A 24,706-nucleotide genomic window follows, 5' to 3' on the forward strand; every position below is an offset into this window, starting at 1 on the left:
CTACGACTACAAGGAGTTCCCGTGATCGCACTACTCGTCGACTGGCTCAATTCGGCCGCGGTGACGTCGTTCGGGACGACGACGAGCTGGGCCGAAGTGCTCGGTTTCGCGTCGGGCGCCGTGTGCGTCTGGCTCGTCGCCCGGCAGTCCACCTGGAACTGGCCGATCGGAATCGCGAACAACCTGGTCTGGATCCTGCTGTTCTACGCAGCCGGACTCTTCGCCGACTCGGCCCTCCAACTGGTCTACATCGCGCTCGCCGTGGCCGGGTGGATCCGGTGGATCCGCGGTCGCGCCGGCAACCCGTTGCCCGTCACCGGGACGTCGCCGGAGGAATGGAGGTGGCTCGCCGGGACCGGCATCGTCGGCACCGCCGCCTTGACCGTGCTCCTGCACACGGCGACGTCGTCCACGGTCCCGTTCTGGGACGCCGTCACCACAGCCCTCTCGCTGCTGGCCACCTGGGGACAGGTGAACAAGCGCTGGGAATCGTGGCTGCTGTGGATTGCGGCCGATCTGGTCTACGTCCCGCTCTACCTGCACAAGGGTCTGACGCTGACGGCCCTGCTGTACGTCGGCTTCCTCGTGCTCTGCGTCCGCGGTCTCCTCGAGTGGCGCAGGTCCTCGGGACTCCCCGCCCTCGCGACGACCGCGAGCAGGTGACCGCAATGCGCGACCACGCGCTCGTGATCGGAAAGTTCTATCCCCCGCACGCCGGGCACCACCTGCTGATCCGGGAGGCGGCGCGGGTAGCCGCCCGGGTGACGGTGGTGGTGATGGCGTCCCGGGTCGAGTCGATTCCCTTGGCGGACAGAGTGTCCTGCCTCGCCGAATCGCATGCGGGCGACCGCACGGTGACCGTGACCGGCATCGCGTGCGACGCCCCGATGGACCTGGCGTCGCGACCGGTGTGGGCCGCCCAGGTGGCGTGCATGCGCGCCGCGGTGCGCCAGGTCACCGGAATCGCCGTCGACGTGGTCGTGTCGAGCGAGAAGTACGGCGACGACCTCGCCCGCTGGTTCGACGCCGTCCATGTCCCCGTCGACCCCGAGCGGGTCCGGTTCCCGATTTCGGGAACCGCCTGTCGAGGCGACCTCGCCGGCAATTGGGAACACCTCGACGCGCCCGCGCAGGCACTGCTCACCACCCGGATCGTGGTGCTCGGCGCGGAATCCACCGGGACCACCACCGTCAGTCATGCGCTGGCGCAGCGCTTCCGCGCCCGCGGCGGGATCTGGCGGCGCACGCACTGGGTTCCCGAATACGGTCGCACGGCAACCGCCGACAAGCTGGCGAGAGCCCGCGTCGCCGACGCGTCCGCCGGCGTCGACGACCTCGTCTGGATCGGGCAGGATTTCGCCGACATCGCCCGCATCCAGAACGAGTGGGAAGAGGCGGCGGCGCGGTCGGGGTCGCCCCTGACGATCTGCGACACCGACGCAGAAGCCACCACCGTGTGGGAGCGGCGCTACCTCGGCCCCGACAGCACCCGGGCGCACGACCACCGGCCGGGCCGCCATGCCCTGTACCTCATTACCGACCACGTCGGTGTCCCCTTCGTGCAGGATGGGTTGCGTGACGGAGAGTCGATCCGGGAGGAGATGACAGAGTGGTTCGTCGATGCACTCACCGCCGCCGGGCGGTCGTGGGTGATGCTGACCGGGAGCCAGGCAGAGCGTCTCGACCTCGCGACGCAGGTCACTGAACAGGCACTCGCCCACCGATCGACGTTCGCCGCACCACTGGGAGGCTGACAGTGTACGACGCAACCGACTACCCACCGTTCGCCGTGACCGTCGATCTCGCGATGTTCACGCTGCGCGGCCCCTCGCTGTCGGTCCTGCTGGTGCGGCGGGGAGAGGAACCGTTCCAGGGGATGCCCGCGCTGCCCGGCGGTTTCGTTCACGCCGACGAATCGGCGGACGTCGCGGCGCGACGCGAACTGGCGGAGGAGACCGGACTCGACAGCTTTCCCGGTCACCTCGAGCAGTTGGCGACGTACAGCGAGCCGGGCCGCGACCCGCGCATGCGCGTCGTGTCGGTGGTGTTCGTGGCGTTCGCGCCGAACCTGCCGGAGCCGTCCGCCGGTTCCGACGCCGCCGACGCCTACTGGATGCCGGTCGAGGACGCGTCCCGCGAGTCGCTGGCGTTCGACCACGCGCAGATCCTCGCCGACGCCCTCGAGCGGGTGCGGTCGAAACTCGAATACACCACTTTGGCAACCCATTTCGTGGAGTCTCCGTTCTCGATCCGGGACCTCCAGACGGTGTACGAGGCCGTGTGGGACGTGACGTGGGACCGCGCGAACTTCCGCCGCAAGGTCCTGGGAACGCGGGGGTTCGTCGAACCCGTCGAGGGCGTCGCCGACGCCGCATCCACGGGCGGCAGGCGCGCCCAGCTGTACCGGCCGGGCGACGCCACCACCCTGCACCCGCCGATCCCCCGCCCGTGAGTACTTGTTAACCGCCGGCGGTTAAGAAGTACTCACGGGTGGCGGAGCCGCAGAACGAGCAGAAACGCGCCACCGGCCGCGTCGATCTGCGTCTCGACGTCCAGTTCCGGTGCGAGACGGGACAACCGGTCGAGCAACCACTCCGACGCGTCCTCCGCATCCGACTTGCCCGGGCACCGCGCCACCGCCACCCGGCCGCCCTTGCGGCCGAGTTGTTCGACGACGCCGATGATCGGGGCGGGGTCGACGACGAACAACCGGTCGGGCCACGGCACCACCGGTTTGACGGCGCCCTTCTTGGTGTTGCACGCGCGGTGAGCGAGGCGTTCGACGCCGCCCTTCGCCTTGGCCTTCTTCGCGGTGACGACACTGTCGATGCTGGGGCCGCGCGGGTCGTTGACCGACATGTCGGGATCCACCGGTTCGTCACACAACCAACAGCGCCACGACTCGCGGTCGCCGACCTCTCGAAGAGTGCTCATGGGCGCCAACGCTACCCGTGGGCCTGGACGGGATCGAAGCCGGAGATCAGCCAGTCGTCGCCGGATTTGGTCAGCTCGACGGAAATGCTCGTCGCCGTCACCGCCGGTTCCGGTTTCCCGGCGCTGGTGGTGCTCTGGTTGACGAACAGCAGCACCGTCGCCGTGTCGGCCGCCACCTCGACCGGACCGGACGCGGCCACCGTCGCCTGCGTGGCGACCCGGCTCTCCTTCGCCGCCGGGACGACGACGTCCGTCGTGAACTGCGTGTAATAGTCGAGGAACTCCCCCGTCAGGCGCTCCTTCGCGGCGCCGACGTCGTTCTCCACCGTGTCCGGACCGTACGACAGCAGAGCGATCGCGCCCTGCGAAGCGGTGTCGGTGACGGCGGCGCGGACGGTGTCGTCGACGCGCTGGCCGGGCCGGTAGAGCGTGAAGTACAGCACCCCGGCCAGCACGGCCGTGACCACGGTGAGCGCACCCAGGATCAGGAGGAGCCTGCGCGACTTCGGCGATGCGTCGGTACTCACTGCACGAACCCCGCCTTCACGATCTTGTACGTGCCGTCCTCGAGTTGCATCGTGACCCGCATTCTCTGACTACGCGGTTCCTCTGCGGCCCCGCCCGCATTCGACACCTTCTGGGCGACCGCGACGAGCACGTCGGCGGAGTCGCCGTCCTGCCTCTCGATCGCGGCCTGGCGCACCTCCCCGACCGATTTGACCTGGGCCTCCTGCATGACGGCGATGAGATCCTTGGACCGGGCCTCGAATTCGTCGCGGAATTCTCCCGCCGAGCCGTCGAGCACCTTCTGCACGTCTTCGTCGGCCCGCTGGAAGTCCATCGTCGTCAGATTCACGACGCCCTGGCTCGCGGCGTCCACGATCTCGGACCGCTGCTGCGCCGCCCGCTCCGCCTGCCAGTGCGTGTAGCCGAAGTAGCCGCTCACCGCGAGGAACGCGAGCGCGAGAACGGACAGAACCGCCACACCTGCGGTGACGGCCGGCGTCCGGGGCCCGGGGGCAGTGCCCTCACCGGAAGCAGCGTCCTCACTGGAAGCGGCCTCCTCACTGGGGGCAGCGTCCTGGTCGGGGGCCACTTCCGCCATGGGATTCCTTCCGTCGTGCCGTACCTCTGTTACCTGGATCACGCTATGGTACCGGGTAGTCATATCAAATATTTTTCGCACCGGTATCCGGACAGATCCGCGGGCGGAAAGGCGCGTGGGAGACCCCGCGTACCGTCGGTGATCATTACTGTTGAGGAGAAGGCAGGCGACTCGAAGGGGATCCACGATGACCAGCGATTCAGGCGCACGCAGCCGCGTGCAGTTCGGTGCCGGGGCGACTCCGGAACTCGTCAGTTCCCAGGGACGGACCATCATCGCGGACGCCGTCGTCGCCAAGATCGCCGGTATCGCCACCCGTGAGATCAACGGCGTCTACGACGTGGGCGGCGGCACCGCACGCGCCGTCGGCGCCCTCCGGGACCGGATCCCCGGCGCCCGCGTCAACCACGCCCAGGGCGTCGCCGTCGAAGTCGGGGAGAAACAGGCCGCCATCGACATCGGCATCGTCGCCGAATACGGTGTTGCACTGCACGAACTCGCGGTCGGCATCCGACGCAACGTCATCGCGGCCGTCGAGCGCATGACCGGACTCGAAGTGACCGAAGTGAACATCACCGTCTTCGACGTCATGCTCTTCGACGAATCCGAGGCCGCGTCCGAACTCGACGGCAAACCGAGGGTGCAGTGACCGGACCGCTCCCACCGGACACTCACGCGGAGGACATCTCCGAACGCATCGTGGCCGCCGTCCTCGCGACCCCCGGAGTGGCAGCGATGCACGGCGGCGCGTTCGGCGAAGTCGCGACGTACCTGCCCGGACGCCGGGTGACCGGGGTGACCGTCGGCCCCACGTCCTGTGCCGTCCATCTCGCGGCGCGCTACCCCGCCAACGTCGTCGACACCGCCGAAAGGGTGCGGGCCGCAGTGGAATCACTGGTGGACGTCCCCGTCGACGTGATCATCGAAGATCTCCTGACAGAGACAGGACACGCTCAATGAACAGCACAATCACAGGCCTGATCGTTGGATTACTCCTCGCCATCGCCGGCATCCTCGGCGGTTTCAGCGGATTCGTCTTCGCCGTCCTGCTCGGCGCACTGGGCATGGCCGTGGGCGCGCACCGCGACGGGCACCTCGATCTCGGCGCCATCCTCCGAAGCCGCGGCCGTGGCTGAACCGTCCACCGCACCCCCCGCCGGACCCCGGGACGACGCTGCGCTCGACGACACCGCCCAGCGCGGCGAATTGGTCATCAAGGAACGCGCCGTCGTGAAGATCGCCGTCGCCGCAGCGCTCCAAGTACCCGGCGTCGTCAAGCAGTCCGGCGGACTGTCCCGGCTGACGGGCAGAGAACTCCCCCGCGCCGACGTCTCGACGGGTGCGGACGCCGTCGCGATCAACCTGTACATCGCGGTGCAGTGGCCGTGCCGGCTCGATCTCCTCAACCGCAGGCTCCGCGCACAGGTGCACCGCCAGGTCGAGCAGATGACCGGCATGCCGGTCATCGAACTCAACATCGTGGTCGTCGGAACGGAATCCGCGGCACCCGAAGACAGCGGCGCCGACAGCCTCTACTCCGAACAGGGCGATCCGGCGGTGCCGCCCCTCCCGGTGGCGCCGATCCGGCCCCGCACGCCGCGCGCGACACCCGCCGCCGTGCCCGCCGCGATCATCGTCGCCGTCGCCGCCCTCGGCCTCGCGGTCGTCGCCGCGCGTGAACTGCTCATCATGCGCGGCACGTTCGCCAACGCGCCCTGGATCCGCAACACCGCGCAATGGCTGGGCAGGCTGCACTGGTCCGATTGGATCGTCCCCGTCGCCGTCGGCGCGATCGTGCTGGGAATCGTGTTCATCGTCGCCGCCCTCAAACCGCGGCCGCGCACCCATCTGCCCCTCGCGGTGGGCGACACCCCGATCGTCTGGCTGCGCCCCACCGACCTCGCCCGCAATTCCAGTAGTCACGCCAACACGGTCCCCGGGGTGCTGTCGGCGCACACGACAGTCGACCGCAAGCACGTCACCGTCCGCGTGGTGCGCACCGAGTCGACACCCGCCGCAGACGTGGCCATCTCCGTCCGCGAGGCCGTCGAACCGACGCTGTCGCTGCTCGGCACGTCCCCCGAACTCCGAGTGCAGGTGAAGCCGTGACGCATCGGACCGCCGCCGTCAACCGGCTGATCGTCCTGCTCGTCGGGCTCGCGCTCCTCGGATTCGGCGCCTACGCCATCGCCTGGGACCTGCAGGTTCCGATCGTCCGGGAATGGGTGTCGCGGTACGACCGCGCACGCGTCACCGCGCTTCCCGACCAGGGCTGGTGGGGCTGGGCCCTCGCCGCGACGGTCGTCGTGGGACTGGTCTTCGGGATCGTGGTCCTCGCGCTGGACCTCACCCGGCGACGCACGTCCGCCGTCGCAGTCCCGGATCGCGAATCGGGCACCTACGTCACCGTCGACCTGGGCTCCCTCGCCAACGGGGTCGCCAGCGAACTCGCCCAGTACCCCGGAGTCCGGCAGACGCGGGCCCGCGCCGTCGTCGAACGCGGACTCCCCACCCTGTCGATCGTCGTGACCGCCGACCCCACCCTCGACATCCACGACTTCACCCGCAAGTCCGAGGACGTCGCATCATGGGTCGCGTCGACGCTCGGCGGTGAGCAGGTCGCCACCCAGGTGCTGCTCCACCTCGACCGCGCCGACCACCCGGTACACGTCGAAAACTGACACGGGAAGTCCCGGTCTCGGTAGGTTCTCCGCCATGGAGTACGTCGTGTTCTACACAACCGATCCGTCCGCCGCCGCCCGGATCCCGGAAGTCTATCCACGGCACCGTGAGTACCTCGACGCGTTCGCCGCGGAAGGCGGGATCCTCGGAATCGGACCGTTCGACGACCCGGCGAGCAACGGGTCCATGGCGCTGTTCACCAGCCGTGAGCGGGCGGAACAGTTCATCGCACGCGACCCGTTCGTCCTCGAAGGGATCGCCCATCCCAGCGACATCCGGGAATGGGACGCGCTGAACTACCGCTGACGCAGAACCCCGAAAACGCCGATGGCGCCCACCCCGGAGGGTGAGCGCCATCGGCGTTGGTGAAGCTAGATCACTTGTTGATCTTCGTGACCTTGCCGGCGCCGACGGTACGGCCGCCTTCGCGGATCGCGAAGCGCAGGCCCTCGTCCATGGCGACGGGCTGGATCAGCTTGACGGACATCTCGGTGTTGTCACCGGGCATGACCATCTCGGTGCCCTCGGGCAGCGTCACAACGCCCGTCACGTCCGTGGTACGGAAGTAGAACTGCGGACGGTAGTTGTTGAAGAACGGCGTGTGGCGGCCGCCCTCGTCCTTGGACAGGATGTACGCCTGGCCCTCGAACTCGGTGTGCGGGGTGGTGGTGCCGGGCTTGACGACAACCTGTCCACGCTCGACATCTTCGCGCTTGATACCACGAACCAGCAGACCGACGTTGTCACCGGCCTGGCCCGAGTCGAGGAGCTTGCGGAACATCTCGATACCGGTGACCGTGGTCTTGGTGACCGTCTCCTTGATGCCGACGATCTCGACCTCTTCGTTGACGTTGACCTGGCCACGCTCGATACGACCGGTGACGACGGTGCCACGACCGGTGATCGTGAAGACGTCCTCGACGGGCATGAGGAACGGCTTGTCGGTCTCGCGGACCGGGTCCGGGATCGACTCGTCGACCGCAGCCATGAGCTCGAGGATGTTCTTGGTCCACTCCGGGTCGCCCTCGAGCGCCTTCAGTGCGGAGACCTTGACGACGGGAGCTTCCTCGTCGAACTCCTGCGCAGCGAGGAGCTCACGGACCTCCATCTCGACGAGCTCGATGATCTCGTCGTCGTCCACCATGTCGGCCTTGTTCAGGGCGACGAGGATGTACGGCACGCCGACCTGGCGGGCGAGCAGCACGTGCTCACGCGTCTGGGGCATCGGGCCGTCGGTGGCCGCGACCACGAGGATGGCGCCGTCCATCTGCGCCGCACCGGTGATCATGTTCTTGATGTAGTCGGCGTGACCGGGAGCATCGACGTGCGCGTAGTGGCGCTTCTCGGTCTGGTACTCAACATGCGAGATGTTGATCGTGATACCGCGAGCCTTCTCCTCAGGAGCCTTGTCGATCTCGTCGAAGGCCGAGGCCTCGTTGAGATCCGGGTACGCGTCGTGCAGAACCTTGGTGATGGCCGCGGTCAGCGTGGTCTTGCCGTGGTCGACGTGACCGATGGTGCCGATGTTCACGTGCGGCTTCGTCCGCTCGAACTTCGCCTTCGCCACTGTGTGTCCTCCTGGACTGATTGATGCTTGCGGTATGCAGCAGTGCGGTTGTTATTACTGGGTCGTGCTTCGGCCGGCTGGAACCGAGGTTACTCGCCGGTCGCCTTGGCGATGATTTCCTTCGAGACGTTCGCGGGAACCTCTGCGTAGGAATCGAACACCATGGAGAAGTTCGCCCGGCCCTGGGTCTTCGACCGCAGATCACCGATGTAACCAAACATCTCCGAGAGCGGAACCAGCGCCTTCACGACACGGGCACCACTGCGTTCCTCCATGGCCTGGATCTGGCCACGGCGGGAGTTCAGGTCGCCGATCACGTCACCCATGTACTCCTCGGGTGTGGTGACCTCGACAGCCATGAGCGGCTCGAGAATGACCGGGCCGGCCTTGCGGGCGGCTTCCTTCAGCGCCTGCGAACCGGCGACCTTGAAGGCCATTTCCGACGAGTCGACGTCGTGGTACGCACCGTCGAGCAACGACAGCTTCAGGTTCACCAGCGGGTAGCCGGCGAGAACGCCGTACTGCATCGCGTCCTGCGCGCCTGCATCCACGGAGGGGATGTACTCGCGAGGGATGCGGCCACCGGAGACCTTGTTCTCGAACTCGTAGGAGGCACCGTCTTCGCCGACGAACGGCTCCAGCGCGATGATCACCTTGGCGAACTGGCCCGATCCACCCGTCTGCTTCTTGTGGGTGTAGTCGTGCTTCTCGACCTTCTTGGTGATGGTCTCGCGGTAGGCGACCTGCGGCTTGCCGACGTTGGCCTCGACCTTGAACTCGCGACGCATACGGTCGACGAGGATGTCGAGGTGGAGCTCGCCCATGCCGCCGATGACGGTCTGGCCGGTCTCTTCGTCGAGTTCGACGGAGAACGTCGGGTCCTCTTCGGCGAGCTTCTGGATCGCGGTGCCCAGCTTCTCCTGGTCGGACTTCGTCTTGGGCTCGATCGAGACCTGGATGACCGGGTCCGGGAAGCTCATCGACTCGAGCACGATCGGGGCGTCCTGTGCACACAGGGTGTCACCGGTCGTGGTGTCCTTCAGGCCGATCATCGCGTAGATGTGGCCGGCCACGGCCTCGTCGACCGGGTTCTCCTTGTTGGCGTGCATCTGGAAGAGCTTTCCGATGCGCTCCTTCTTACCCTTGGTCGCGTTCATGACCTGGGCGCCCGGATCGATCCGGCCGGAGTACACGCGGACGAACGTCAGCTTTCCGAAGAACGGGTGCGAAGCGATCTTGAAGGCCAGAGCCGAGAACGGCTCTTCCTTGCTCGGCTTACGCGTGAGGATCTCTTCCTCGTTGCCGAGGGCGTGACCCTGGACCTCGCCGATGTCCAGCGGGTTCGGCAGGTAGTCGATGACCGCGTCGAGCATGGGCTGAACACCCTTGTTCTTGAACGCGGAACCACACAGCACCGGGTACAGCTCGGAGGCGACCGTCATCTTGCGGATGGCGCCCTTGATCTCCTCGATGGAGAGTTCCTCACCGGCGAAGTACTTCTCCATGAGAGATTCGTCGGACTCGGCAACGGTCTCGAGCAGCTTCTCGCGGTACTCGGCAGCCTTGTCGGCCAGATCGGCCGGGATCTCCTCGATGGTGGGCTCGGCACCCGTCGGCACGACGCCACGCCAGGTGATGGCCTTCATCTCGACCAGGTCGACGACACCGTCGAAGTCGTCTTCCGCGCCGATCGGCAGCTGCAGGACGAGCGGCTTCGCGCCGAGGCGGTCGATGATGGTCTGGACCGTGAAGTAGAAGTCCGCGCCCATCTTGTCCATCTTGTTGACGAAACAGATGCGCGGAACGTCGTACTTGGCGGCCTGACGCCACACCTGCTCCGACTGGGGCTCGACGCCCTCTTTGCCGTCGAACACTGCGACGGCGCCGTCGAGCACGCGGAGCGAACGCTCCACCTCGACGGTGAAGTCGACGTGGCCCGGCGTGTCGATGATGTTGATCTGGTTGTTGTTCCAGAAGCAGGTCACCGCGGCAGAGGTGATCGTGATGCCGCGTTCCTTCTCCTGTTCCATCCAGTCCGTGGTCGAGGCACCGTCGTGCGTCTCACCGATCTTGTAGTTGACACCGGTGTAGAACAGGATGCGCTCGGTGGTCGTGGTCTTGCCGGCATCGATGTGCGCCATGATGCCGATGTTGCGGACCTTGTTCAGGTCGGTCAGCACTTCCTGTGCCACAGGATTCTTCCCCGCTCGTAGCTCGTGTATCGGGTGTCGGCCTCCCCGGTGTTCCACCAGCGGGGCCATTGTCTCGAGTTGTAGATCAGCCGGTCCCCGGTAGGGGCCCGACGTGCGACGACGCCGGAGCAGTCACGGTTGGTGACTGCTCCGACGTGACGTCACCAGCGGTAGTGGGCGAATGCCTTGTTGGCTTCGGCCATCTTGTGAGTGTCCTCACGGCGCTTCACAGCGGCACCCAGGCCGTTGCTGGCATCGAGGAGCTCGTTGGCGAGACGCTCGACCATCGTCTTCTCACGACGCTGCCGGGAGAAGGTCACGAGCCAGCGGAGCGCGAGGGTGGTGGAGCGGCCCGGACGGACCTCGACCGGCACCTGGTAGGTGGCGCCACCGACACGGCGGCTGCGAACCTCGAGGGCAGGCTTGACGTTGTCCAGTGCGCGCTTGAGGGTGACGACCGGATCGGTGCCGGTCTTCTCGCGCGCCTGCTCGAGTGCTTCGTACACGATGCGCTCGGCGGTGGACTTCTTGCCGTCCAGGAGAATCTTGTTGACGAGCTGCGTCACCAGGGGCGAACCGTAGACCGGGTCGTTGATGAGCGGACGCTTCGGAGCGGGGCCCTTACGTGGCATTAGCTCTTCTCCTTCTTGGCGCCGTAGCGGCTGCGGGCCTGCTTGCGGCCCTTGACACCCTGGGTGTCGAGGGAGCCGCGGATGATCTTGTAGCGCACACCGGGGAGGTCCTTCACACGACCACCGCGGACGAGCACCATCGAGTGCTCCTGCAGGTTGTGGCCCTCGCCCGGGATGTAAGCGGTGACCTCGACGGAGCTGGTCAAGCGCACACGCGCGACCTTACGGAGCGCCGAGTTCGGCTTCTTCGGGGTGGTGGTGTACACGCGGGTGCACACGCCACGACGCTGCGGGCTGCCCTTGAGGGCTGCCGTCTTGACCTTCGCGGTCTTGTCGCGGCGGCCCTTGCGGACCAGCTGGTTGATGGTTGGCATTTACCGGCTTTCTTCGTGTTGAACAGACTGCTCTGGACAAGCAACCTTGGCTGTTCTGAAATTAGGGATCTAGCAGTTGGGGCAAGAGAGCTGCTGCCCCTCACCCGCACCTCGAGCTGCACCCGAGGTCGGGTGTGTCGCATACCCCCACACAGGCAGCCGGATGCTCGTTCCATGCAGAAATCTGCACGAACGCGCGCACGGCAATACCTCGCTAGGCACACAGATCGGCCCGGGCATGCCGGACACGACCCACAACGATACCCGGCGGCGCGCCGGAAGGTCAAAGTGGGCGGGCAATGGTAAGGGCTGACCTGCGATGTGGGGTACTGCTTGGAGCTGTCGGTACGGACACGGGCACATCAACTACTCAGATTGAGCGTCAGATCCGCAAGCGTCGATGCCGCCTGGCACGGGTCTGCCGCCCCCGCCTGGAACTGTACCCACCAGCCGACGACCCCCGATGAGGGCGACCCGACCGTCACTCCGCACGCCCCCGGATCGCCGGGCGGACGCATCACGACGGCCCTGCGCCCCTGGATGGTGGACGCTTCCACTGTGTAGCCGAGCTTCTCCGCGGTCGACTTCTCAGTGTCGAGGGAACCCGTCTCGAACCAGTTGAACGTCACCTTCACGGGACCGTTGGCGCCGACCGCGTCCCAGCGGCAGATCGCGCCGAAGAAGCCTCGTTGGATGGCGTCGGCGCCGACGGTCTGCGCGATCTGTTCGTCGGCGACCGCGTTGCACTCCTCGAGCAGGGCCGTGAACTGTTCGGTGTCCCCCGAGGAGGAACTGCCCTCCACCCTCGGTGAGCCCTCGATCGTCGACCCGCACCCCGCGATCAGCCCGATCGCGGTGGCCGCGGTCAGCACCCGCACGGCGCGCCACGTCCGCCTGCCCATCACTCCCCCGCTCACTTGGCCCTCGACACGCTGAGTTCGGCGAGGTCGCGCGCCACCTTGCACGGATCGGCCGCGGGTTGCGCGTCCGCATACATCACCGACCAGTGCACGAAGTCACCGCCGAACTCCACACCGAGTTCACACAGAATTCCTTCGGACGACGCGATGAATCCGGGATGTCCCTGGACGTCGATGTCGGTGGCCGGCCTGCCGATCAGCTCCGAACCCGCCCGCTCGCGGCCGATCGGACTACCGCGGTACCAGGAGAACGTGACGCTGGGACCGCCTATTCCCGCAGTTTCCCACTCGCAGCCGACGGAATTGCGCGTCACCCCGGTGAAGGGAGGCATGCCGAACGCCTTCGCCACCTCGTCGTCGGTGACCGAACCGCACTGGCCGAAGAACGGGCCCGGATCGGTCACCTGCGGAAGACTCTGTGCGGCGGGTGCGGTACCGGAATCGTCTCCATCTCCCCCACAGCCGGCCAGACCGGCCGCGACGGTGATCAGGACGAGCGCTCCCCATTTCCGGCCCATGGTCGGTGACTCTACCGATCGCCGCGATCTTTGCCCGGTCAGTCGAGAACGGCCACGTCGAGGCGCCTGGGCTCTACAGATCTGCCGCCCCGCGGTAGTGCCGCGTCCAACTGCGCAGCCCACTGCCGCACGATCTCCGCGCGCCTCTTGGAGTCGTCCGTGAGCACGTCGGCCAGGCCGAGTCCGCGGGCGAGATCGAGGGTGGCCTGGACGAGCCGGTGCGCCACCGGATCGGCGTCGTCGAACCCGAAGTGTTCGACGGCGGTGCGGTGCGCGACCCGCCCGAACCGTTCCTCGAGCGGCACGATCCGGGCCCGCAGTTCCGGGTCGGCGGCGGCCGCCGTCCACACCTGCAGCGCCGCCTTGAACAGGGTGCCGGTGTAGTAGTCGACGAGCCGCGACACCACCGCCTCGGTGCGCCCCTCCCCGGTCGGCAGGTCGGTGGCCTCGCGCCGGGCCTGCTCCATCCGGGCGTCGAACATGACCTCGAGCGCCGCGGTGATGAGGTCTTCGCGGGTGGGGAAATGGTGCTGGGTCGCGCCGCGGGACACGCCGGCGCGCTGGGCGACGAGGCTGACCGTCGTCGCGCCCCAGCCCAGTTCCGCTAGGCAGTCGATGGTGACCTCGAGGAGATGTCCGCGCGTGACCCGGCTACGGTCCTGCTTCGGTTCGCGGGTCATGTGTCACTTCCTCTCGTCGCGCTGCGCGCCCGTGAGTGGTTGACGAGTCCAGAGACTCGTCAACCACGCACAGGGCCGGAGGCCCATCTCGGTGGCCGCTTCTGCAGAAACGCCATCATGCCTTCCCGCGCCTCCTCGGATTCGAACAGCCTCGCCGACTGGGCGGTCAGCGCGTCGGTGTAGCGGTCGAAGTCGGCGAGCACACCGCGGGTGGTCAACGTCTTCGATTCGGCCAGACCCTGCGGCGACGCCTGCCGTAACTGGTCCAGCAATTCCTCGACGGTGTCCTCCGGGTCCTCGGCGGACTCGCTGATCAGCCCGATCGCCTCCGCCTCGTGGGCGCCGAACTTCTCGCCCGTGAGCAGGTAGCGGCTCGCGGCGCGCGAATCGATGCGGGGCAGCACGGTCAGCGAGATGATCGACGCGGCGAGCCCGAGCCGGACCTCGGTGAGCGCGAACGTGCTGCGCGGGCCGGCGACGGCGAGGTCGCACGCCCCGACCAGCCCCATGCCCCCGGCCCGGACGTGACCGTCGATCCGGGCGATCACCGGTTTCGGCAGCTCCACGATGGCGCGCAGCAGTTCGGCCATCTGCCGGGTGCGCGAGCCGACGTCGCCGGACGTCTCGCTCAGATCCGCCCCGGCGCAGAACGTGCCACCGGTGTGGGTGAGGACGACGCCGCGGACGTCGATGTCCGCGGCGGCGTCCCGCAATCCCTGCAGCAGCTCGTCCACGAGCCTGCCGGAGATCGCGTTCCTGTTGTGGGGCGAGTCGAGGGTGAGGGTGGCGAACCCTCGATTCACCTCGTACCGGACGTACCGGTCGGCTTCCACGTCGGTCATGTGCTGTCCGTTCGACATCAGTACGACTTCGGCAGCCCGAGCGAGTGCTGGGCGACGAAGTTGAGGACCATTTCCCTGCTCACCGGCGCGACGCGGCCGATGCGGGCCGCGCCGAGCATCGCCGCGAGACCGTATTCCTTGGTCAGGCCCGCGCCGCCGTGAGTCTGGACGGCCTGGTCGAGCGCCTTGATGCTGGCCTCGGCGGCGGCGTACTTGGCCATGTTGGCGGCCTCGGCGGCGCCGAAGTCGTCGCCGCTGTCGTAGAGGACGGCGGCCTTCTGCATCATCAGCTTGGCGAGTTCGAGTTCGATCTTGATCTGCGCCAGCGGATGCGAGATGCCCTGGTGTGTGCCGATCGGCTCCTTCCACACCGTGCGTTCCTTCGCGAACCGGACCGCGGCGTCCAGCGCGTAGCGGCCCATGCCGATCGCCATCGACGCGCCGAGGATGCGTTCGGGGTTGAGTCCCGCGAACAGCTGCATCAGGGCCGCGTCGGCCTCGCCGACGAGCGCGTCGGCGGGCAACCGGACGTCGTCGAGGAACAGCATGAACTGGTGGTCGGGCTCGACGATGTCCATCTCCATCGGCGTCTTCACGAAGTTCTCGGCGTCGGTGGGGACGATGAACAGCGCAGGCTTCAGCTTGCCGGTCTTCGAGTCCTCGGTCCGCGCGACGATCAGGACGGCGTCCGCCTGGTCGACCCCGGAGATATAGATCTTGTTCCCCGACAGCAGCCAATCCTCGCCGCCACCATCACCCCTCGCTCCGCTCGACCGGTCCCGCCGCGCAGTGGTCGTGATCTGATGCGAGTTCGACCCCGCGTCGGCCTCGGTGATGCCGAACGCCATGATCTTCGAGCCGTCGGCGAGTCCGGGGAGCCACTTCTGCTTCTGGTCCGCCGTGCCGTACTTGCCGATGATCGTGCCGCAGATGGCGGGCGAGACGACCACCAGCAGGAGTCCGGCGCCGTGGGCGGCGAGTTCTTCCTGGACGAGCGCCAATTCGTAGATACCCGCGCCGCCGCCTCCGTACTCCTCGGGGAGGTTGACGCCGAGGAAGCCGAGTTTGCCCGCCTCGTTCCATAATTCGGTGAGCGGTTCGCCGCGCCGCGCCCGCGGAAGCACGTAGTCGACGTAGTTGAAGCGCTCCCCGAGCCTCGACACGGACGCGCGGAGTTCCTTCTGTTCTTCTGTCTCGATGAAGCTCATGATTCTCCTTCAGCGTGCGCTGCTTCGACTACTGCCAGGACTGTTCCCACGTCGACCTGCGTGCCGACGGTCACGGAAAGTTCGGTGAGGACACCGGACGCCGGCGCCTTGATCGTGTGTTCCATCTTCATCGCCTCGAGCCACACGATCGGCTGACCGGCGGTCACCGCATCACCGACCGCCGCGCCGACGCGGATCACGGAACCCGGCATCGGCGCGAGCAGCGACCCCTCGGCGACGACGGCACTCGGATCGGTGAATCGCGGTGCGGCGTGCAGGCTCACCGGGCCCAGCGTGGAATCGACGAAGACGTCGTCCCCGTACCGGGACACCTCGAACGAGCGGCGCAGCCCCGCCGCGTCGAGTGCGACGTGCCGTGCCGTCGCGGACACGAGTGAGACGTCGTCGAAACCCTCCGCCTTCAGCCCGTACCGGGTGAGCAGGTACCGGATCTCGACGTCGCCGCCGGTACCGGTGAACGTCTTTGACTGCGGCGCGGACGCCAGGTTCCGCCACCCACTGGGGAGCGTCGAGTCGACCGTCGCGACGTCACGGTTGTGCGCGGCGTCGGCGAGGGCGGCGGCCAGCGCCGACAGTCGCTCGGTCTCCACCGACGCCAGTGGCTGCGCCAGCACGTCCAGTCCGTGGGTGTCGAAGAAGGCGGTGTCCGTGTCGCCCGCGAGGAACGCCGGGTGGCGGAGCACGTTGACCAGGAGGTCGCGGTTGGTGCGCAGACCGTGGATCTGCGTGCGGCCCAGTGCCGTCGCCAGCCGGGTCGCTGCCTGCGTCCGGGTGGGCGCGAACGAGATGACCTTCGCGAGCATCGGGTCGTAGTGCACGCCGACGGTGGACCCGTCGACCACCCCGGAGTCGAGGCGGATGCCCGGCGTGCGGAGAACGTCGAATTCGACCGCGGTGCCGGGTAGCGCCAGGCGGTGGACCGGCCCGCTCTGCGGCTGCCAGTTCTGCGCGGGGTCCTCGGCGTACAGCCGGACCTCGATGGAATGGCCGGACACGGCGGGCGAATCCGCGTCGAGTGCCAGACCCGACGCCACCTCCAGTTGCAGGTCCACCAGGTCGAGACCGGTGGTGCATTCGGTGACCGGGTGCTCCACCTGCAGGCGGGTGTTCATCTCCAGAAAGAAGAAGTCCCCACCGTCGGTGTCCGCTCGTCCGGTCGCCAGGAACTCGACCGTCCCCGCCCCCTCGTAGTCGATGGCCTTCGCCGCGAGCCGGGCGGCCTCGAACAGCCGCTCACGCATTCCGGGGACGGCCTCGACCAGCGGCGACGGCGCCTCCTCCACCACCTTCTGGTGCCGGCGCTGGATGGAGCACTCACGCTCCCCCACCGCCCACACGGTTCCGTGCCGGTCGGCCATCACCTGGACCTCGATGTGCCTGCCCGTCTCGAGGTAGCGCTCGCAGAACACGGTCGGGTCGCCGAACGCCGATTGCGCTTCGCGCCGCGCGCCTTCCAGCTGTTCCGGAAGGTCCGCGAGTTCACGCACCACGCGCATGCCACGTCCGCCGCCGCCGGCGGACGCCTTGACGAGCACCGGCAGATCGGCTTCGGTGACGGCGTCCGGATCGAGTTCGGCCAGCACCGGGACCCCCGCGGCGGCCATCAACTTCTTGGACTCGACCTTGGAACCCATCATCTCGATGGCGGGCGCGGGCGGTCCGATCCACGTCAGCCCCGCATCGTGGACGGCGCGCGCGAATTCCGCGTTCTCGGACAGGAACCCGTAGCCGGGGTGGATGGCGTCGGCACCGGCGAGGAGCGCTGCCTCGATGACGAGGTCACCGCGCAGGTAGGTGTCGGCTGGACTGTTGCCCGGCAACCGGACCGCGGCGTCGGCCTCGGTGACGTGCGGGCTGAGTGCGTCGGCGTCCGAGAACACGGCGACGGTCCCGATGCCTGAGCGGCGGCAGGTGGCGAAGATGCGGCGGGCGATCTCGCCGCGGTTGGCAACCAGTACGGACTGGATCATGTCGTGCCTCACATCCGGAAGACGCCGAAGTTCTCGGCGCCTTCGATCGGGGCGTTGGCAATGGCCGACAGGCACATTCCCACCACGGTGCGGGTGTCGCGCGGGTCGATGACGCCGTCGTCGTAGAGGCGACCGGACAGGAACATCGGCACGGATTCGGCCTCGATCTGGTTCTCGATCATCGCGCGCATCCCGGCGTCGGCTTCTTCGTCGAACGCCTGCCCCCGCGCCTCGGCGGAGGCCCGGCTGACGATGGAGATGACGCCGGCCAGCTGCGCGCCGCCCATGACGGCGGATTTGGAACTCGGCCAGGCGAACAGGAATCGGGGGTCGAACGCGCGTCCGCACATGCCGTAGTGGCCGGCGCCGTAGGACGCGCCGAGCAGGATCGAGATGTGCGGGACGGTGGAGTTGGAGACGGCGTTGATCATCATCGACCCGTGCTTGATCATCCCGCCTTCCTCGTACTCCTTGCCGACCATGTAGCCGGTCGTGTTGTGCAGGAACAGCAGCGGGGTGTTCGAACGGTTGGCGAGCTGGATGAACTGGGTGGCCTTCTGCGATTCCTCGCTGAACAGCACGCCGCGCGCGTTGGCGAGGATGCCCACCGGATATCCGTGCAGTTCGGCCCAGCCGGTGACGAGGGACGATCCGTACATCGGCTTGAACTCGTCGAAGTCGGAGCCGTCGACGATGCGGGCGATGACCTCGCGGGGGTCGAACGGGATCTTGAGGTCGGCGGGGACGATGCCGAGCAGTTCCTCGGGATCCTCGAGCGGTTCGATCACCTCCGCGCGCGGCGCCGGGCCCTGCTTCTTCCAGTTCAGGCGTTTGACGATGCTGCGGCCGATCCGGATGGCGTCCTGCTCGTCGACGGCGAAGTAGTCGGCGAGACCGGACTTGCGGGCGTGCATCTCGGCGCCGCCGAGGGTTTCGTCGTCGGATTCCTCACCGGTGGCCATCTTGACCAGCGGCGGCCCGGCGAGGAACACCTTGGACCGTTCCTTGATCATGACGACGTGATCAGACATGCCGGGGATGTACGCGCCGCCGGCGGTCGAGTTGCCGAAGACGAGGGCGATGGTCGGGATACCCGCCGCGGACAGCTGGGTGAGGTCGCGGAACATGCGCCCACCGGGTATGAACACTTCCTTCTGCGTGGGAAGGTCGGCGCCGCCGGATTCCACGAGGGAGATGACGGGGAGCCGGTTCTGCCGGGCGATGTCGTTGGCGCGGAATCCTTTCCGCAGCGTCCACGGGTTGCTGGTTCCGCCGCGGACCGTCGGGTCGTTCGCGACGATCAGGCATTCGACGCCTTCCACGACGCCGATGCCCACCACGGTGCTGGCGCCGACCGGGAAGTCGCTGCCCCACGCCGCGAGCGGGCACAGTTCGAGGAACGGCGAGTCCGGGTCGAGGAGCAGTTCGATGCGCTCTCGGGCGAGGAGTTTGCCGCGCTTCTTGTGCCGCTCGGTGTATTTCTCGCCGCCGCCCGCGAGCGCCTTGGCGTGCTCGGTCTCGATCTCGGCGAGTTTTTCCGTCATCGCGTTCGCGGCGGCGGCGTACTCCTCGGAACCGGTGTCCAGGGCGGATTTCAACGTGGTCATGACTGATACCCCAATCGCTTGGCCGCGAGCCCCGTCAGGATCTCGGTGGTGCCGCCACCGATTCCGAGGATGCGCATGTCGCGGTACTGTCGTTCCACTTCGCTCTCCCGCATGTAGCCGAGGCCGCCGAACAGCTGAACGGCCTGGTTGGCCACCCACTCGCCCGCCTCGACGGCGGTGTTCTTCGCGAAGCAGACCTCGGCGATGAAGTCCTCGTTCGACACGAGCGAGCGCTCCACCAGCGCCCGGGTGTAGACGCGGGCGACGTCGGTCCGGCGGGCCATCTCGGTGACTGTGTTCTGCACCGACTGCCTGCTGATCAGGGGACAGCCGAACGTCTCCCGGTCGCGTACCCACGCCAGCGTGAGGTCGAGGCACCGCTGCGCGCTCGCATAGGCCTGCGCGGCGAGGGCGATGCGCTCGGTGAGGAAGGCCTGGGCGATCTGCGCGAACCCGCTGTTCTCCTCGCCGACCAGGTTGGCGGCGGGTACCCGTGCGTCGACGAACGACAATTCGGCCGTGTCCGACGCGCGCCAGCCCATCTTGTCGAGTTTGCGCGCCACCTCGAATCCGGGTGTGCCCTTCTCGATCACGAGGAGGGAGACCCCGGACGCGCCAGGGCCGCCGGTGCGGACGGCGGTGACCACGAAGTCGGCGCGGACGGCGGACGTGATGAACGTCTTGGACCCGTTGACGACGAAGTGGTCGCCGTCGCGGACCGCGGTGGTCCGCAGATGCCCGACGTCGGAACCGCCACCGGGTTCGGTGATGGCGAGCGAGCCGATGAGTTCGCCGCGCAGGGTGGGGCGGACCCACTTCTCGATCTGCTCGGGATCGCCCGCGGTGGCGAGGTGCGGCAGCGCGATTCCCGAGGTGAACAGGGAAGCGAACACACCGCCCGACGCACCCGCCTGGTGGAATTCCTCGCAGATCAGCACCGCGTCGACGAGGTCTCCGCCCTCGCCGCCGACGGATTCGGGGAAGCCGGCGCCGAGCAGTCCCAGTTCGGCGGCCTCCCGGTGGAGGGTGCGGGGCAGTTCACCGTCGCGCTCCCACTCGTCCAGGTGCGGCAGTATCTGTCGTTCGACGAAGCTGCGCACCGTCTTGCGCAGTTCCTGCCGCTCGGGGGTGTCCCACACGCTCACAACGGTGTCCCTTCGGGGAGGAGTGCTTTGGGTATGTCGAGGTGCCGGGATCTCAGCCATTCGCCGAGGCCCTTGGCCTGCGGGTCGAACCGGGCCTGGGACGCGACGCCCTGCCCGAGGATTCCCTCGATCACGAAGTTGACGGCGCGCAGTTTCGGCAGCACGTACCTCGTGACGGTGAGATCGGCGGCCTCCGGGAGCAGGCGCTTCACCTCGTCGACGGTCAATGCGTGGACCAGCCACCGCCACTGCTCGTCGGTGCGCACCCACACACCGACGTTCGCGTTGCCGCCCTTGTCGCCGCTGCGTGCCCCGGCGATGGTGCCGAGCGCGACCCGGACCGTGGGTTCCGCCGCCCGCGGTTCCGGGAGCGCGGGCTCGTCGACGTCCGCGAGTTCCCGGACGTCGGTGGCGGGTTCGATGTCGACGCGGGTGCCGTCCGGCAGCACCGCGACGTGCGGCACCTCCTTGGCGTACACGTAGCCGGGGGTGAACACCCCGTAGGGCTGCCCCTGCCCGGGCGGCGCCGTCAGCGTGAATCCGGGGTAGCTCGCGAGGGCCATTTCGACTGCGACGGAAGAGAATCCGCGACCGACGGCGTTGGCGTCGGGGTCCCGGACCACGCAGCGCAGCAGCGCGCTCGCCGCTTCCTCGGTGTCGGCGTCCGGGTGGTCGGTGCGGGCGAGCGACCAGTCGAGTTCGGCAGGCCGGGTGGGCAGCCACCCTTCGAGTTGCCGCTTCACGAGCGCCGCCTTGGCCTCGATGTCGAGGCCGGTGAGCACGAACACGGCCTCGTTGCGGAAGCCGGCGAGCGTGTTCAGCGACACCTTGAGCTGCGGCGGCGGCGCCTCCCCGCTGACGCCGCTGATCCGGACCCGGTCGGGGCCGTCCTGCGACAGTGCGGCGGTGTCGATCCGCGCGGTCACGTCGGGTCCGGCGTACCGGCCGCCGGTGATCTCGTACAGCAACTGCGCGGTGACGGTGCCGACGGTGACGGCGCCGCCCGTGCCGGGATGCTTGGTGATGACGGACGATCCGTCCGAGTCGATCTCGGCGATCGGGAACCCGGGGCGGTCGAGGTCGTCGATCTCGGTGAAGAACGCGTAGTTGCCGCCCGTCGCCTGAGTGCCGCACTCGATGACGTGTCCCGCGACCACGGCGCCGGCGAGCTGATCGACATCGTCTCGCTGCCAGCCGAAGTGCGCGGCGGCCGGGCCCACGATCACGGACGCGTCGGTGACCCGTCCGGTGACGACCACGTCGGCGCCGGCGTTCAGACATTCGACGACGCCCCACGCCCCGAGGTAGGCGTTGGCGGTCAGCGGGCTACCCAGCCCCAGTTCGGCGGCCCGGCCGATCAGGTCGTCGCCTTCGACGTGGGCGATCTTCGCCTGCAACCCCAGTCTGTCGTTCACCTCCCGCAATGCGTCCGCGAGGCCGGCAGGGTTGAGCCCGCCGGCGTTCGCGACGATGCGAACCCCGCGGTCGAGGGCGAGCCCGAGGCAGTCCTCCGCCTGACGGAGGAACGTCTTGGCGTAGCCACGGTTCGGGTCCTTCATGCGGTCGCGGCCGAGGATCAGCATGGTGAGTTCGGCGAGGTAGTCGCCGGTCAGATAGTCGAGTTCGCCGCCCTCGAGCATCTCGCGCATCGCCGACAGGCGGTCGCCGTAGAAGCCGGAGCAGTTGCCGATCCGCACGGTCATCGGGTTCCCGCCTCACGGCCGCCGCCCGCCGGGCCCGCGAAGGCCTGAGCGATGTTCAGCCACGCGTCGGCGTCCGCGCCGGTGGCCGCGAGGGCGAGGTCGGCACGGTTCGCGCGCTGGGTGACGAGGAGGCAGAAGTCCTCGGCGGGTCCGGTGACCTTCTGCGCGGCGCCCTCGGGACCCCACGTCCAGACGGACACTCCGTCGGGGGCGGTGAGTTCCACGCGGAACTCCTCCGCGGGCGGGGCGAGTTCGTTGACGGCGTAGGCGAAGTCGCGGGTGCGGACGCCGAGGTGGGCGATGCTCTTCAACCGCTCGGTGGGTTTGCGCGGCACTCTGAGCGCGTCGGCGACGTCCTGGCCGTGCGCCCAGGTTTCCATCAACCGGGCGGTAGCCATCGACGCCGCCTTCATCGGCGGGCCGTACCAGAGGATCTTCTGTCCCGGCGGCACGGCCAGGAGGGCCTCCGCGAGCCGTGTTCGGGCCGAACGCCACGCCGCCAAGAGTTCCGCGGGTGCGCGCCGGGCGTGTTCGGCGGCGCCGGCGTCGACGAATCCACCGGGGTTCGCGGCGGCCACCGTCAGCTGCTCGGTGAAGCCGTCGGGGTCGGTGATCGCCAGCAGCGCGGCCTCGTCGGTCCACAGCAGATGTCCGATCTGGTGGGCGATGGTCCAGCCCTCGGCCGGTGTCGGATCGGCCCAGCGGGTGTCGGGGAGGTCGGCGACGAGCGCGTCCAGCGAGTCGCTCTCGGCGCACAGATCATCGATGAACCTCTGCAGTTCAGCCATGCGACCAGCATCACACCGACCCGATAAAAAAGCAAGCACGATTGATTGTTATTTGGCTGCGCATCGCTCGGCGAGCTGACATCCTGGTCACGTGATCCGACAGATGCTCACCCAGGCCGCGCTCAACCCACTCCCCACCCCGCGCACACTGGCAGCCCGACTGGTCCCGGGAACCGGCCACACCGTCGCCGGGAAGCGGATCCTCGTCACCGGCGGTTCCTCGGGCGTCGGCGAAGCGGCGGCACGCCGGCTCGCGACCCTCGGCGCGGAGGTCGTCCTCGTCGCCCGCGGCTCCGACGCCCTCGAGTCGGTGCGCGACGACATCCTGCGATCGGGTTGCGACGCCCACGCCGTCCCGTGCGACCTCACGGACCCGGAGTCCGTCGACGCCCTCGTCGCGCGGGTGCTCGGGGAGATCGGACCCGTCGACGTTCTCGTCAACAACGCCGGACGGTCGATCCGGCGGACCGTGGAGGACTCGCTGGACCGCTTCCACGACTTCGAACGCACCATGGCCGTCAACTACTTCGGCTCGACGCGGCTGACCCTGAAGTTGCTCCCGTCGATGCTCGAGCGCGGCGAGGGGCACGTCATCAACGTCGCGACGTGGGGTGTGCCGGCCGGGGTCATGCCCAAGTTCTCCGCCTACCACGCGTCCAAGGCGGCCGTCGGCGCGTTCGGCCGCAGCCTCGGCGCCGAACTGCGCGACCGCGGGATCTCGGTGACCACCCTCGACTTCCCCTTGGTCCGCACTCCGATGATCGCGCCCACCGCGGACTACGACGCGATGGCGGCACTGACTCCCGAGCAGGCGGCGGAATGGTTCGTCACGGCGGTGCGCACCCGCCCGATCGAACTGCTCCCCAGTTACGCCGAATTGTTCCGGCTACTCGGCACGTTCGCGCCGTCCGCCACCGACGCACTGGTACGGCGCACCGGCATCTGAGCGCAATGACAGACTGGGACGGTCTCGAATCCGCGCTCACACCCGAGGGAGTCGTCCATGACCGACGCCGTGCTCACCACCCGCGAAGGCGACATCGTCACCTGGACGCTCAACCGCCCGGAGGCCCGCAATCCCATCTCCGAGCCGGACGTGATCGAGGCGCTGGAGAATGCGGTGGCCGACGTCAACGGTGATCCCAGTGTGCGCGCCGCGATCGTCACCGGTGCCGGTTCGGCGTTCTCCTCCGGCGGCAACGTCAAGCACATGCGCGACCGCGCGGGAATGTTCGGCGGCTCCCCCGCCGACCTGCGTCAGGGCTACCGGCACGGCATCCAGCGCATCCCGCTCGCCCTCTACCACTGCGAGGTGCCGACCATCGCCGCCGTCAACGGGCCCGCGATCGGCGCCGGCTGCGACCTGTCGCTGATGTGCGACATGCGGATCGCCTCCACGGCCGCCGTGTTCGCCGAGAGCTTCGTCAAGGTCGGACTCGTTCCCGGCGACGGCGGCGCCTGGTTCCTTCCGCAGGCCGTCGGGATGGCGCGGGCCAGCGAGATGGCGTTCACCGGCGACGCGATCGACGCCGCGAAGGCGCTCGAATGGGGACTCGTCTCGCAGGTCGTCGAACCGGGGGAACTCCTCGACGCGGCGCGGGCGCTCGCCGACCGGGTGGCGGTCAACCCGCCGCAGGTGCTGCGGATGACCAAGAAACTGCTGCGCGAGGGCCGTCACCAGAGCATCGAGAGCCTCCTCGAACTGTCGGCGGCCATGCAGTCGCTCGCCCATCACACCGCGGACCATCACGAGGCGGTCGGCGCGATGCTCGACCGCCGCACTCCGAACTTCACCGGCCGGTGACCCCGGGCAGCGCA

28 protein-coding genes are annotated in these 24,706 nt (G+C 68.2%); 11 read left to right on the forward strand and 17 right to left on the reverse strand.

Going from position 1 to position 24,706, the window contains the following annotated elements:
* Window positions 1-21: 21 nt before the first annotated feature.
* From pnuC to JWS14_RS09790, 3 genes are read left to right on the forward strand one after another with little or no spacing between them, the layout of a single operon-like run.
* Window positions 22-663: a nicotinamide riboside transporter PnuC gene (gene pnuC / locus JWS14_RS09780; RefSeq protein ID WP_095862592.1), complete on the forward strand. Its 642-nt coding sequence runs from the start codon at window positions 22-24 to the stop codon at window positions 661-663.
* Window positions 664-668: 5 nt separating this feature from the next.
* On the forward strand, window positions 669-1,754 hold the full coding sequence (locus JWS14_RS09785; RefSeq protein WP_072940442.1) for an AAA family ATPase: 1,086 nt from the start codon (window positions 669-671) through the stop codon (window positions 1,752-1,754).
* Window positions 1,755-1,756: 2 nt separating this feature from the next.
* Window positions 1,757-2,452 carry an NUDIX hydrolase gene (locus tag JWS14_RS09790; protein ID WP_241031305.1) on the forward strand — a complete coding sequence of 232 codons (696 nt, stop codon included), beginning with the start codon at window positions 1,757-1,759 and terminating at the stop codon, window positions 2,450-2,452.
* A gap of 32 nt (window positions 2,453-2,484) precedes the next feature.
* On the opposite strand, the gene JWS14_RS09795 is transcribed toward JWS14_RS09790, so the two are convergent.
* The 3 genes from JWS14_RS09795 to JWS14_RS09805 are packed head-to-tail and all read right to left on the reverse strand — an operon-like array spanning window position 2,485 to window position 4,081.
* Complete coding sequence (locus JWS14_RS09795; RefSeq protein ID WP_072940167.1) at window positions 2,485-2,934, reverse strand: hypothetical protein; 450 nt, start codon at window positions 2,932-2,934, stop codon at window positions 2,485-2,487.
* Window positions 2,935-2,945: 11 nt separating this feature from the next.
* On the reverse strand, window positions 2,946-3,461 hold the full coding sequence (locus JWS14_RS09800; protein WP_072940164.1) for a twin-arginine translocation pathway signal: 516 nt from the start codon (window positions 3,459-3,461) through the stop codon (window positions 2,946-2,948).
* A complete protein-coding gene (locus JWS14_RS09805) occupies window positions 3,458-4,081 on the reverse strand; it encodes a hypothetical protein (protein WP_338051539.1) in 624 nt (207 codons plus the stop codon). Before JWS14_RS09805 ends, JWS14_RS09800 begins: the two co-directional genes overlap by 4 nt.
* Before the next feature lie 145 nt (window positions 4,082-4,226).
* Here JWS14_RS09805 and JWS14_RS09810 point away from each other — a divergent pair, with 145 nt between their 5' ends.
* The 6 genes from JWS14_RS09810 to JWS14_RS09835 are packed head-to-tail and all read left to right on the forward strand — an operon-like array spanning window position 4,227 to window position 7,027.
* Entirely contained in the window at window positions 4,227-4,688 is a 462-nt protein-coding gene (locus JWS14_RS09810; protein ID WP_072940161.1) for an Asp23/Gls24 family envelope stress response protein, read from the forward strand.
* Window positions 4,685-4,999, forward strand: coding sequence for an Asp23/Gls24 family envelope stress response protein (locus JWS14_RS09815; RefSeq protein ID WP_072940158.1), 315 nt, complete (start codon window positions 4,685-4,687; stop codon window positions 4,997-4,999). Before JWS14_RS09810 ends, JWS14_RS09815 begins: the two co-directional genes overlap by 4 nt.
* Window positions 4,996-5,175 carry a hypothetical protein gene (locus tag JWS14_RS09820; RefSeq protein WP_005252219.1) on the forward strand — a complete coding sequence of 60 codons (180 nt, stop codon included), beginning with the start codon at window positions 4,996-4,998 and terminating at the stop codon, window positions 5,173-5,175. Before JWS14_RS09815 ends, JWS14_RS09820 begins: the two co-directional genes overlap by 4 nt.
* Window positions 5,168-6,148 (forward strand): DUF6286 domain-containing Asp23/Gls24 family envelope stress response protein, encoded by a 981-nt coding sequence (locus tag JWS14_RS09825; RefSeq protein WP_072940155.1) that lies wholly within the window; start codon window positions 5,168-5,170, stop codon window positions 6,146-6,148. Before JWS14_RS09820 ends, JWS14_RS09825 begins: the two co-directional genes overlap by 8 nt.
* The gene (locus JWS14_RS09830) at window positions 6,145-6,720 is read left to right on the forward strand and encodes a hypothetical protein (protein WP_206013038.1); all 576 of its coding nucleotides are present in this window, start codon (window positions 6,145-6,147) and stop codon (window positions 6,718-6,720) included. The genes JWS14_RS09825 and JWS14_RS09830 overlap by 4 nt, the downstream gene beginning before the upstream one ends.
* 46 nt (window positions 6,721-6,766) lie before the next feature.
* A complete protein-coding gene (locus JWS14_RS09835) occupies window positions 6,767-7,027 on the forward strand; it encodes a YciI family protein (protein ID WP_241031307.1) in 261 nt (86 codons plus the stop codon).
* A 70-nt stretch (window positions 7,028-7,097) separates the two neighbouring features.
* On the opposite strand, the gene tuf is transcribed toward JWS14_RS09835, so the two are convergent.
* From tuf to JWS14_RS09905, 14 genes are all read right to left on the reverse strand, one after another.
* A complete protein-coding gene (gene tuf, locus JWS14_RS09840) occupies window positions 7,098-8,288 on the reverse strand; it encodes an elongation factor Tu (protein ID WP_072940147.1) in 1,191 nt (396 codons plus the stop codon).
* A gap of 89 nt (window positions 8,289-8,377) precedes the next feature.
* Window positions 8,378-10,480: an elongation factor G gene (gene fusA / locus JWS14_RS09845; protein WP_072940144.1), complete on the reverse strand. Its 2,103-nt coding sequence runs from the start codon at window positions 10,478-10,480 to the stop codon at window positions 8,378-8,380.
* A gap of 161 nt (window positions 10,481-10,641) precedes the next feature.
* Window positions 10,642-11,112: a 30S ribosomal protein S7 gene (gene rpsG, locus JWS14_RS09850; protein WP_005252199.1), complete on the reverse strand. Its 471-nt coding sequence runs from the start codon at window positions 11,110-11,112 to the stop codon at window positions 10,642-10,644.
* Entirely contained in the window at window positions 11,112-11,486 is a 375-nt protein-coding gene (gene rpsL / locus JWS14_RS09855) for a 30S ribosomal protein S12 (RefSeq protein ID WP_005252198.1), read from the reverse strand. Before rpsL ends, rpsG begins: the two co-directional genes overlap by 1 nt.
* A gap of 362 nt (window positions 11,487-11,848) precedes the next feature.
* Window positions 11,849-12,388 carry a DUF3558 domain-containing protein gene (locus JWS14_RS09860; RefSeq protein WP_206015962.1) on the reverse strand — a complete coding sequence of 180 codons (540 nt, stop codon included), beginning with the start codon at window positions 12,386-12,388 and terminating at the stop codon, window positions 11,849-11,851.
* Between the two features lie 11 nt (window positions 12,389-12,399).
* Complete coding sequence (locus JWS14_RS09865) at window positions 12,400-12,924, reverse strand: DUF3558 domain-containing protein (protein ID WP_095862590.1); 525 nt, start codon at window positions 12,922-12,924, stop codon at window positions 12,400-12,402.
* Between the two features lie 38 nt (window positions 12,925-12,962).
* Window positions 12,963-13,604 carry a TetR/AcrR family transcriptional regulator gene (locus tag JWS14_RS09870; RefSeq protein WP_072940135.1) on the reverse strand — a complete coding sequence of 214 codons (642 nt, stop codon included), beginning with the start codon at window positions 13,602-13,604 and terminating at the stop codon, window positions 12,963-12,965.
* 59 nt (window positions 13,605-13,663) lie between these two features.
* Window positions 13,664-14,464, reverse strand: coding sequence for an enoyl-CoA hydratase family protein (locus tag JWS14_RS09875; protein WP_095862589.1), 801 nt, complete (start codon window positions 14,462-14,464; stop codon window positions 13,664-13,666).
* Entirely contained in the window at window positions 14,464-15,654 is a 1,191-nt protein-coding gene (locus JWS14_RS09880; RefSeq protein ID WP_206013039.1) for an acyl-CoA dehydrogenase family protein, read from the reverse strand. Before JWS14_RS09880 ends, JWS14_RS09875 begins: the two co-directional genes overlap by 1 nt.
* On the reverse strand, window positions 15,651-17,645 hold the full coding sequence (locus JWS14_RS09885; protein WP_206013040.1) for an acetyl/propionyl/methylcrotonyl-CoA carboxylase subunit alpha: 1,995 nt from the start codon (window positions 17,643-17,645) through the stop codon (window positions 15,651-15,653). Before JWS14_RS09885 ends, JWS14_RS09880 begins: the two co-directional genes overlap by 4 nt.
* An 8-nt stretch (window positions 17,646-17,653) precedes the next feature.
* The gene (locus JWS14_RS09890; RefSeq protein ID WP_072940130.1) at window positions 17,654-19,252 is read right to left on the reverse strand and encodes an acyl-CoA carboxylase subunit beta; all 1,599 of its coding nucleotides are present in this window, start codon (window positions 19,250-19,252) and stop codon (window positions 17,654-17,656) included.
* Entirely contained in the window at window positions 19,249-20,397 is a 1,149-nt protein-coding gene (locus tag JWS14_RS09895) for an acyl-CoA dehydrogenase family protein (RefSeq protein ID WP_206013041.1), read from the reverse strand. The genes JWS14_RS09890 and JWS14_RS09895 overlap by 4 nt, the downstream gene beginning before the upstream one ends.
* Complete coding sequence (locus JWS14_RS09900; protein WP_206013042.1) at window positions 20,394-22,100, reverse strand: acyclic terpene utilization AtuA family protein; 1,707 nt, start codon at window positions 22,098-22,100, stop codon at window positions 20,394-20,396. The genes JWS14_RS09895 and JWS14_RS09900 overlap by 4 nt, the downstream gene beginning before the upstream one ends.
* The gene (locus JWS14_RS09905) at window positions 22,097-22,888 is read right to left on the reverse strand and encodes a TIGR03084 family metal-binding protein (RefSeq protein ID WP_206013043.1); all 792 of its coding nucleotides are present in this window, start codon (window positions 22,886-22,888) and stop codon (window positions 22,097-22,099) included. Before JWS14_RS09905 ends, JWS14_RS09900 begins: the two co-directional genes overlap by 4 nt.
* Before the next feature lie 91 nt (window positions 22,889-22,979).
* Between JWS14_RS09905 and JWS14_RS09910 the strand changes: the two genes are divergently transcribed.
* The gene (locus JWS14_RS09910; RefSeq protein WP_259375852.1) at window positions 22,980-23,834 is read left to right on the forward strand and encodes an SDR family oxidoreductase; all 855 of its coding nucleotides are present in this window, start codon (window positions 22,980-22,982) and stop codon (window positions 23,832-23,834) included.
* Between the two features lie 57 nt (window positions 23,835-23,891).
* Window positions 23,892-24,692, forward strand: a complete 801-nt coding sequence (locus JWS14_RS09915; protein ID WP_206013044.1) for a crotonase/enoyl-CoA hydratase family protein — start codon at window positions 23,892-23,894, stop codon at window positions 24,690-24,692.
* The last annotated feature ends 14 nt before the right edge of the window (window positions 24,693-24,706 follow it).

It is taken from the genome of Rhodococcus koreensis, assembly GCF_017068375.1.
GTDB lineage: Bacteria > Actinomycetota > Actinomycetes > Mycobacteriales > Mycobacteriaceae > Rhodococcus_F > Rhodococcus_F koreensis.

What these genes read in the sequence shown, in the direction of transcription:
- JWS14_RS09785 (WP_072940442.1), top strand. Translation starts at nt 669, where the DNA reads ATGCGCGACCACGCGCTCGTGATCGGAAAGTTCTATCCCCCGCACGCC.
- JWS14_RS09795 (WP_072940167.1), bottom strand. Translation starts at nt 2,934, where the DNA reads ATGAGCACTCTTCGAGAGGTCGGCGACCGCGAGTCGTGGCGCTGTTGG.
- JWS14_RS09810 (WP_072940161.1), top strand. Translation starts at nt 4,227, where the DNA reads ATGACCAGCGATTCAGGCGCACGCAGCCGCGTGCAGTTCGGTGCCGGG.
- JWS14_RS09820 (WP_005252219.1), top strand. Translation starts at nt 4,996, where the DNA reads ATGAACAGCACAATCACAGGCCTGATCGTTGGATTACTCCTCGCCATC.
- rpsG (WP_005252199.1), bottom strand. Translation starts at nt 11,112, where the DNA reads ATGCCACGTAAGGGCCCCGCTCCGAAGCGTCCGCTCATCAACGACCCG.
- rpsL (WP_005252198.1), bottom strand. Translation starts at nt 11,486, where the DNA reads ATGCCAACCATCAACCAGCTGGTCCGCAAGGGCCGCCGCGACAAGACC.
- JWS14_RS09860 (WP_206015962.1), bottom strand. Translation starts at nt 12,388, where the DNA reads ATGGGCAGGCGGACGTGGCGCGCCGTGCGGGTGCTGACCGCGGCCACC.
- JWS14_RS09865 (WP_095862590.1), bottom strand. Translation starts at nt 12,924, where the DNA reads ATGGGCCGGAAATGGGGAGCGCTCGTCCTGATCACCGTCGCGGCCGGT.
- JWS14_RS09870 (WP_072940135.1), bottom strand. Translation starts at nt 13,604, where the DNA reads ATGACCCGCGAACCGAAGCAGGACCGTAGCCGGGTCACGCGCGGACAT.
- JWS14_RS09875 (WP_095862589.1), bottom strand. Translation starts at nt 14,464, where the DNA reads ATGTCGAACGGACAGCACATGACCGACGTGGAAGCCGACCGGTACGTC.
- JWS14_RS09880 (WP_206013039.1), bottom strand. Translation starts at nt 15,654, where the DNA reads ATGAGCTTCATCGAGACAGAAGAACAGAAGGAACTCCGCGCGTCCGTG.
- JWS14_RS09885 (WP_206013040.1), bottom strand. Translation starts at nt 17,645, where the DNA reads ATGATCCAGTCCGTACTGGTTGCCAACCGCGGCGAGATCGCCCGCCGC.
- JWS14_RS09890 (WP_072940130.1), bottom strand. Translation starts at nt 19,252, where the DNA reads ATGACCACGTTGAAATCCGCCCTGGACACCGGTTCCGAGGAGTACGCC.
- JWS14_RS09900 (WP_206013042.1), bottom strand. Translation starts at nt 22,100, where the DNA reads ATGACCGTGCGGATCGGCAACTGCTCCGGCTTCTACGGCGACCGCCTG.
- JWS14_RS09905 (WP_206013043.1), bottom strand. Translation starts at nt 22,888, where the DNA reads ATGGCTGAACTGCAGAGGTTCATCGATGATCTGTGCGCCGAGAGCGAC.
- JWS14_RS09915 (WP_206013044.1), top strand. Translation starts at nt 23,892, where the DNA reads ATGACCGACGCCGTGCTCACCACCCGCGAAGGCGACATCGTCACCTGG.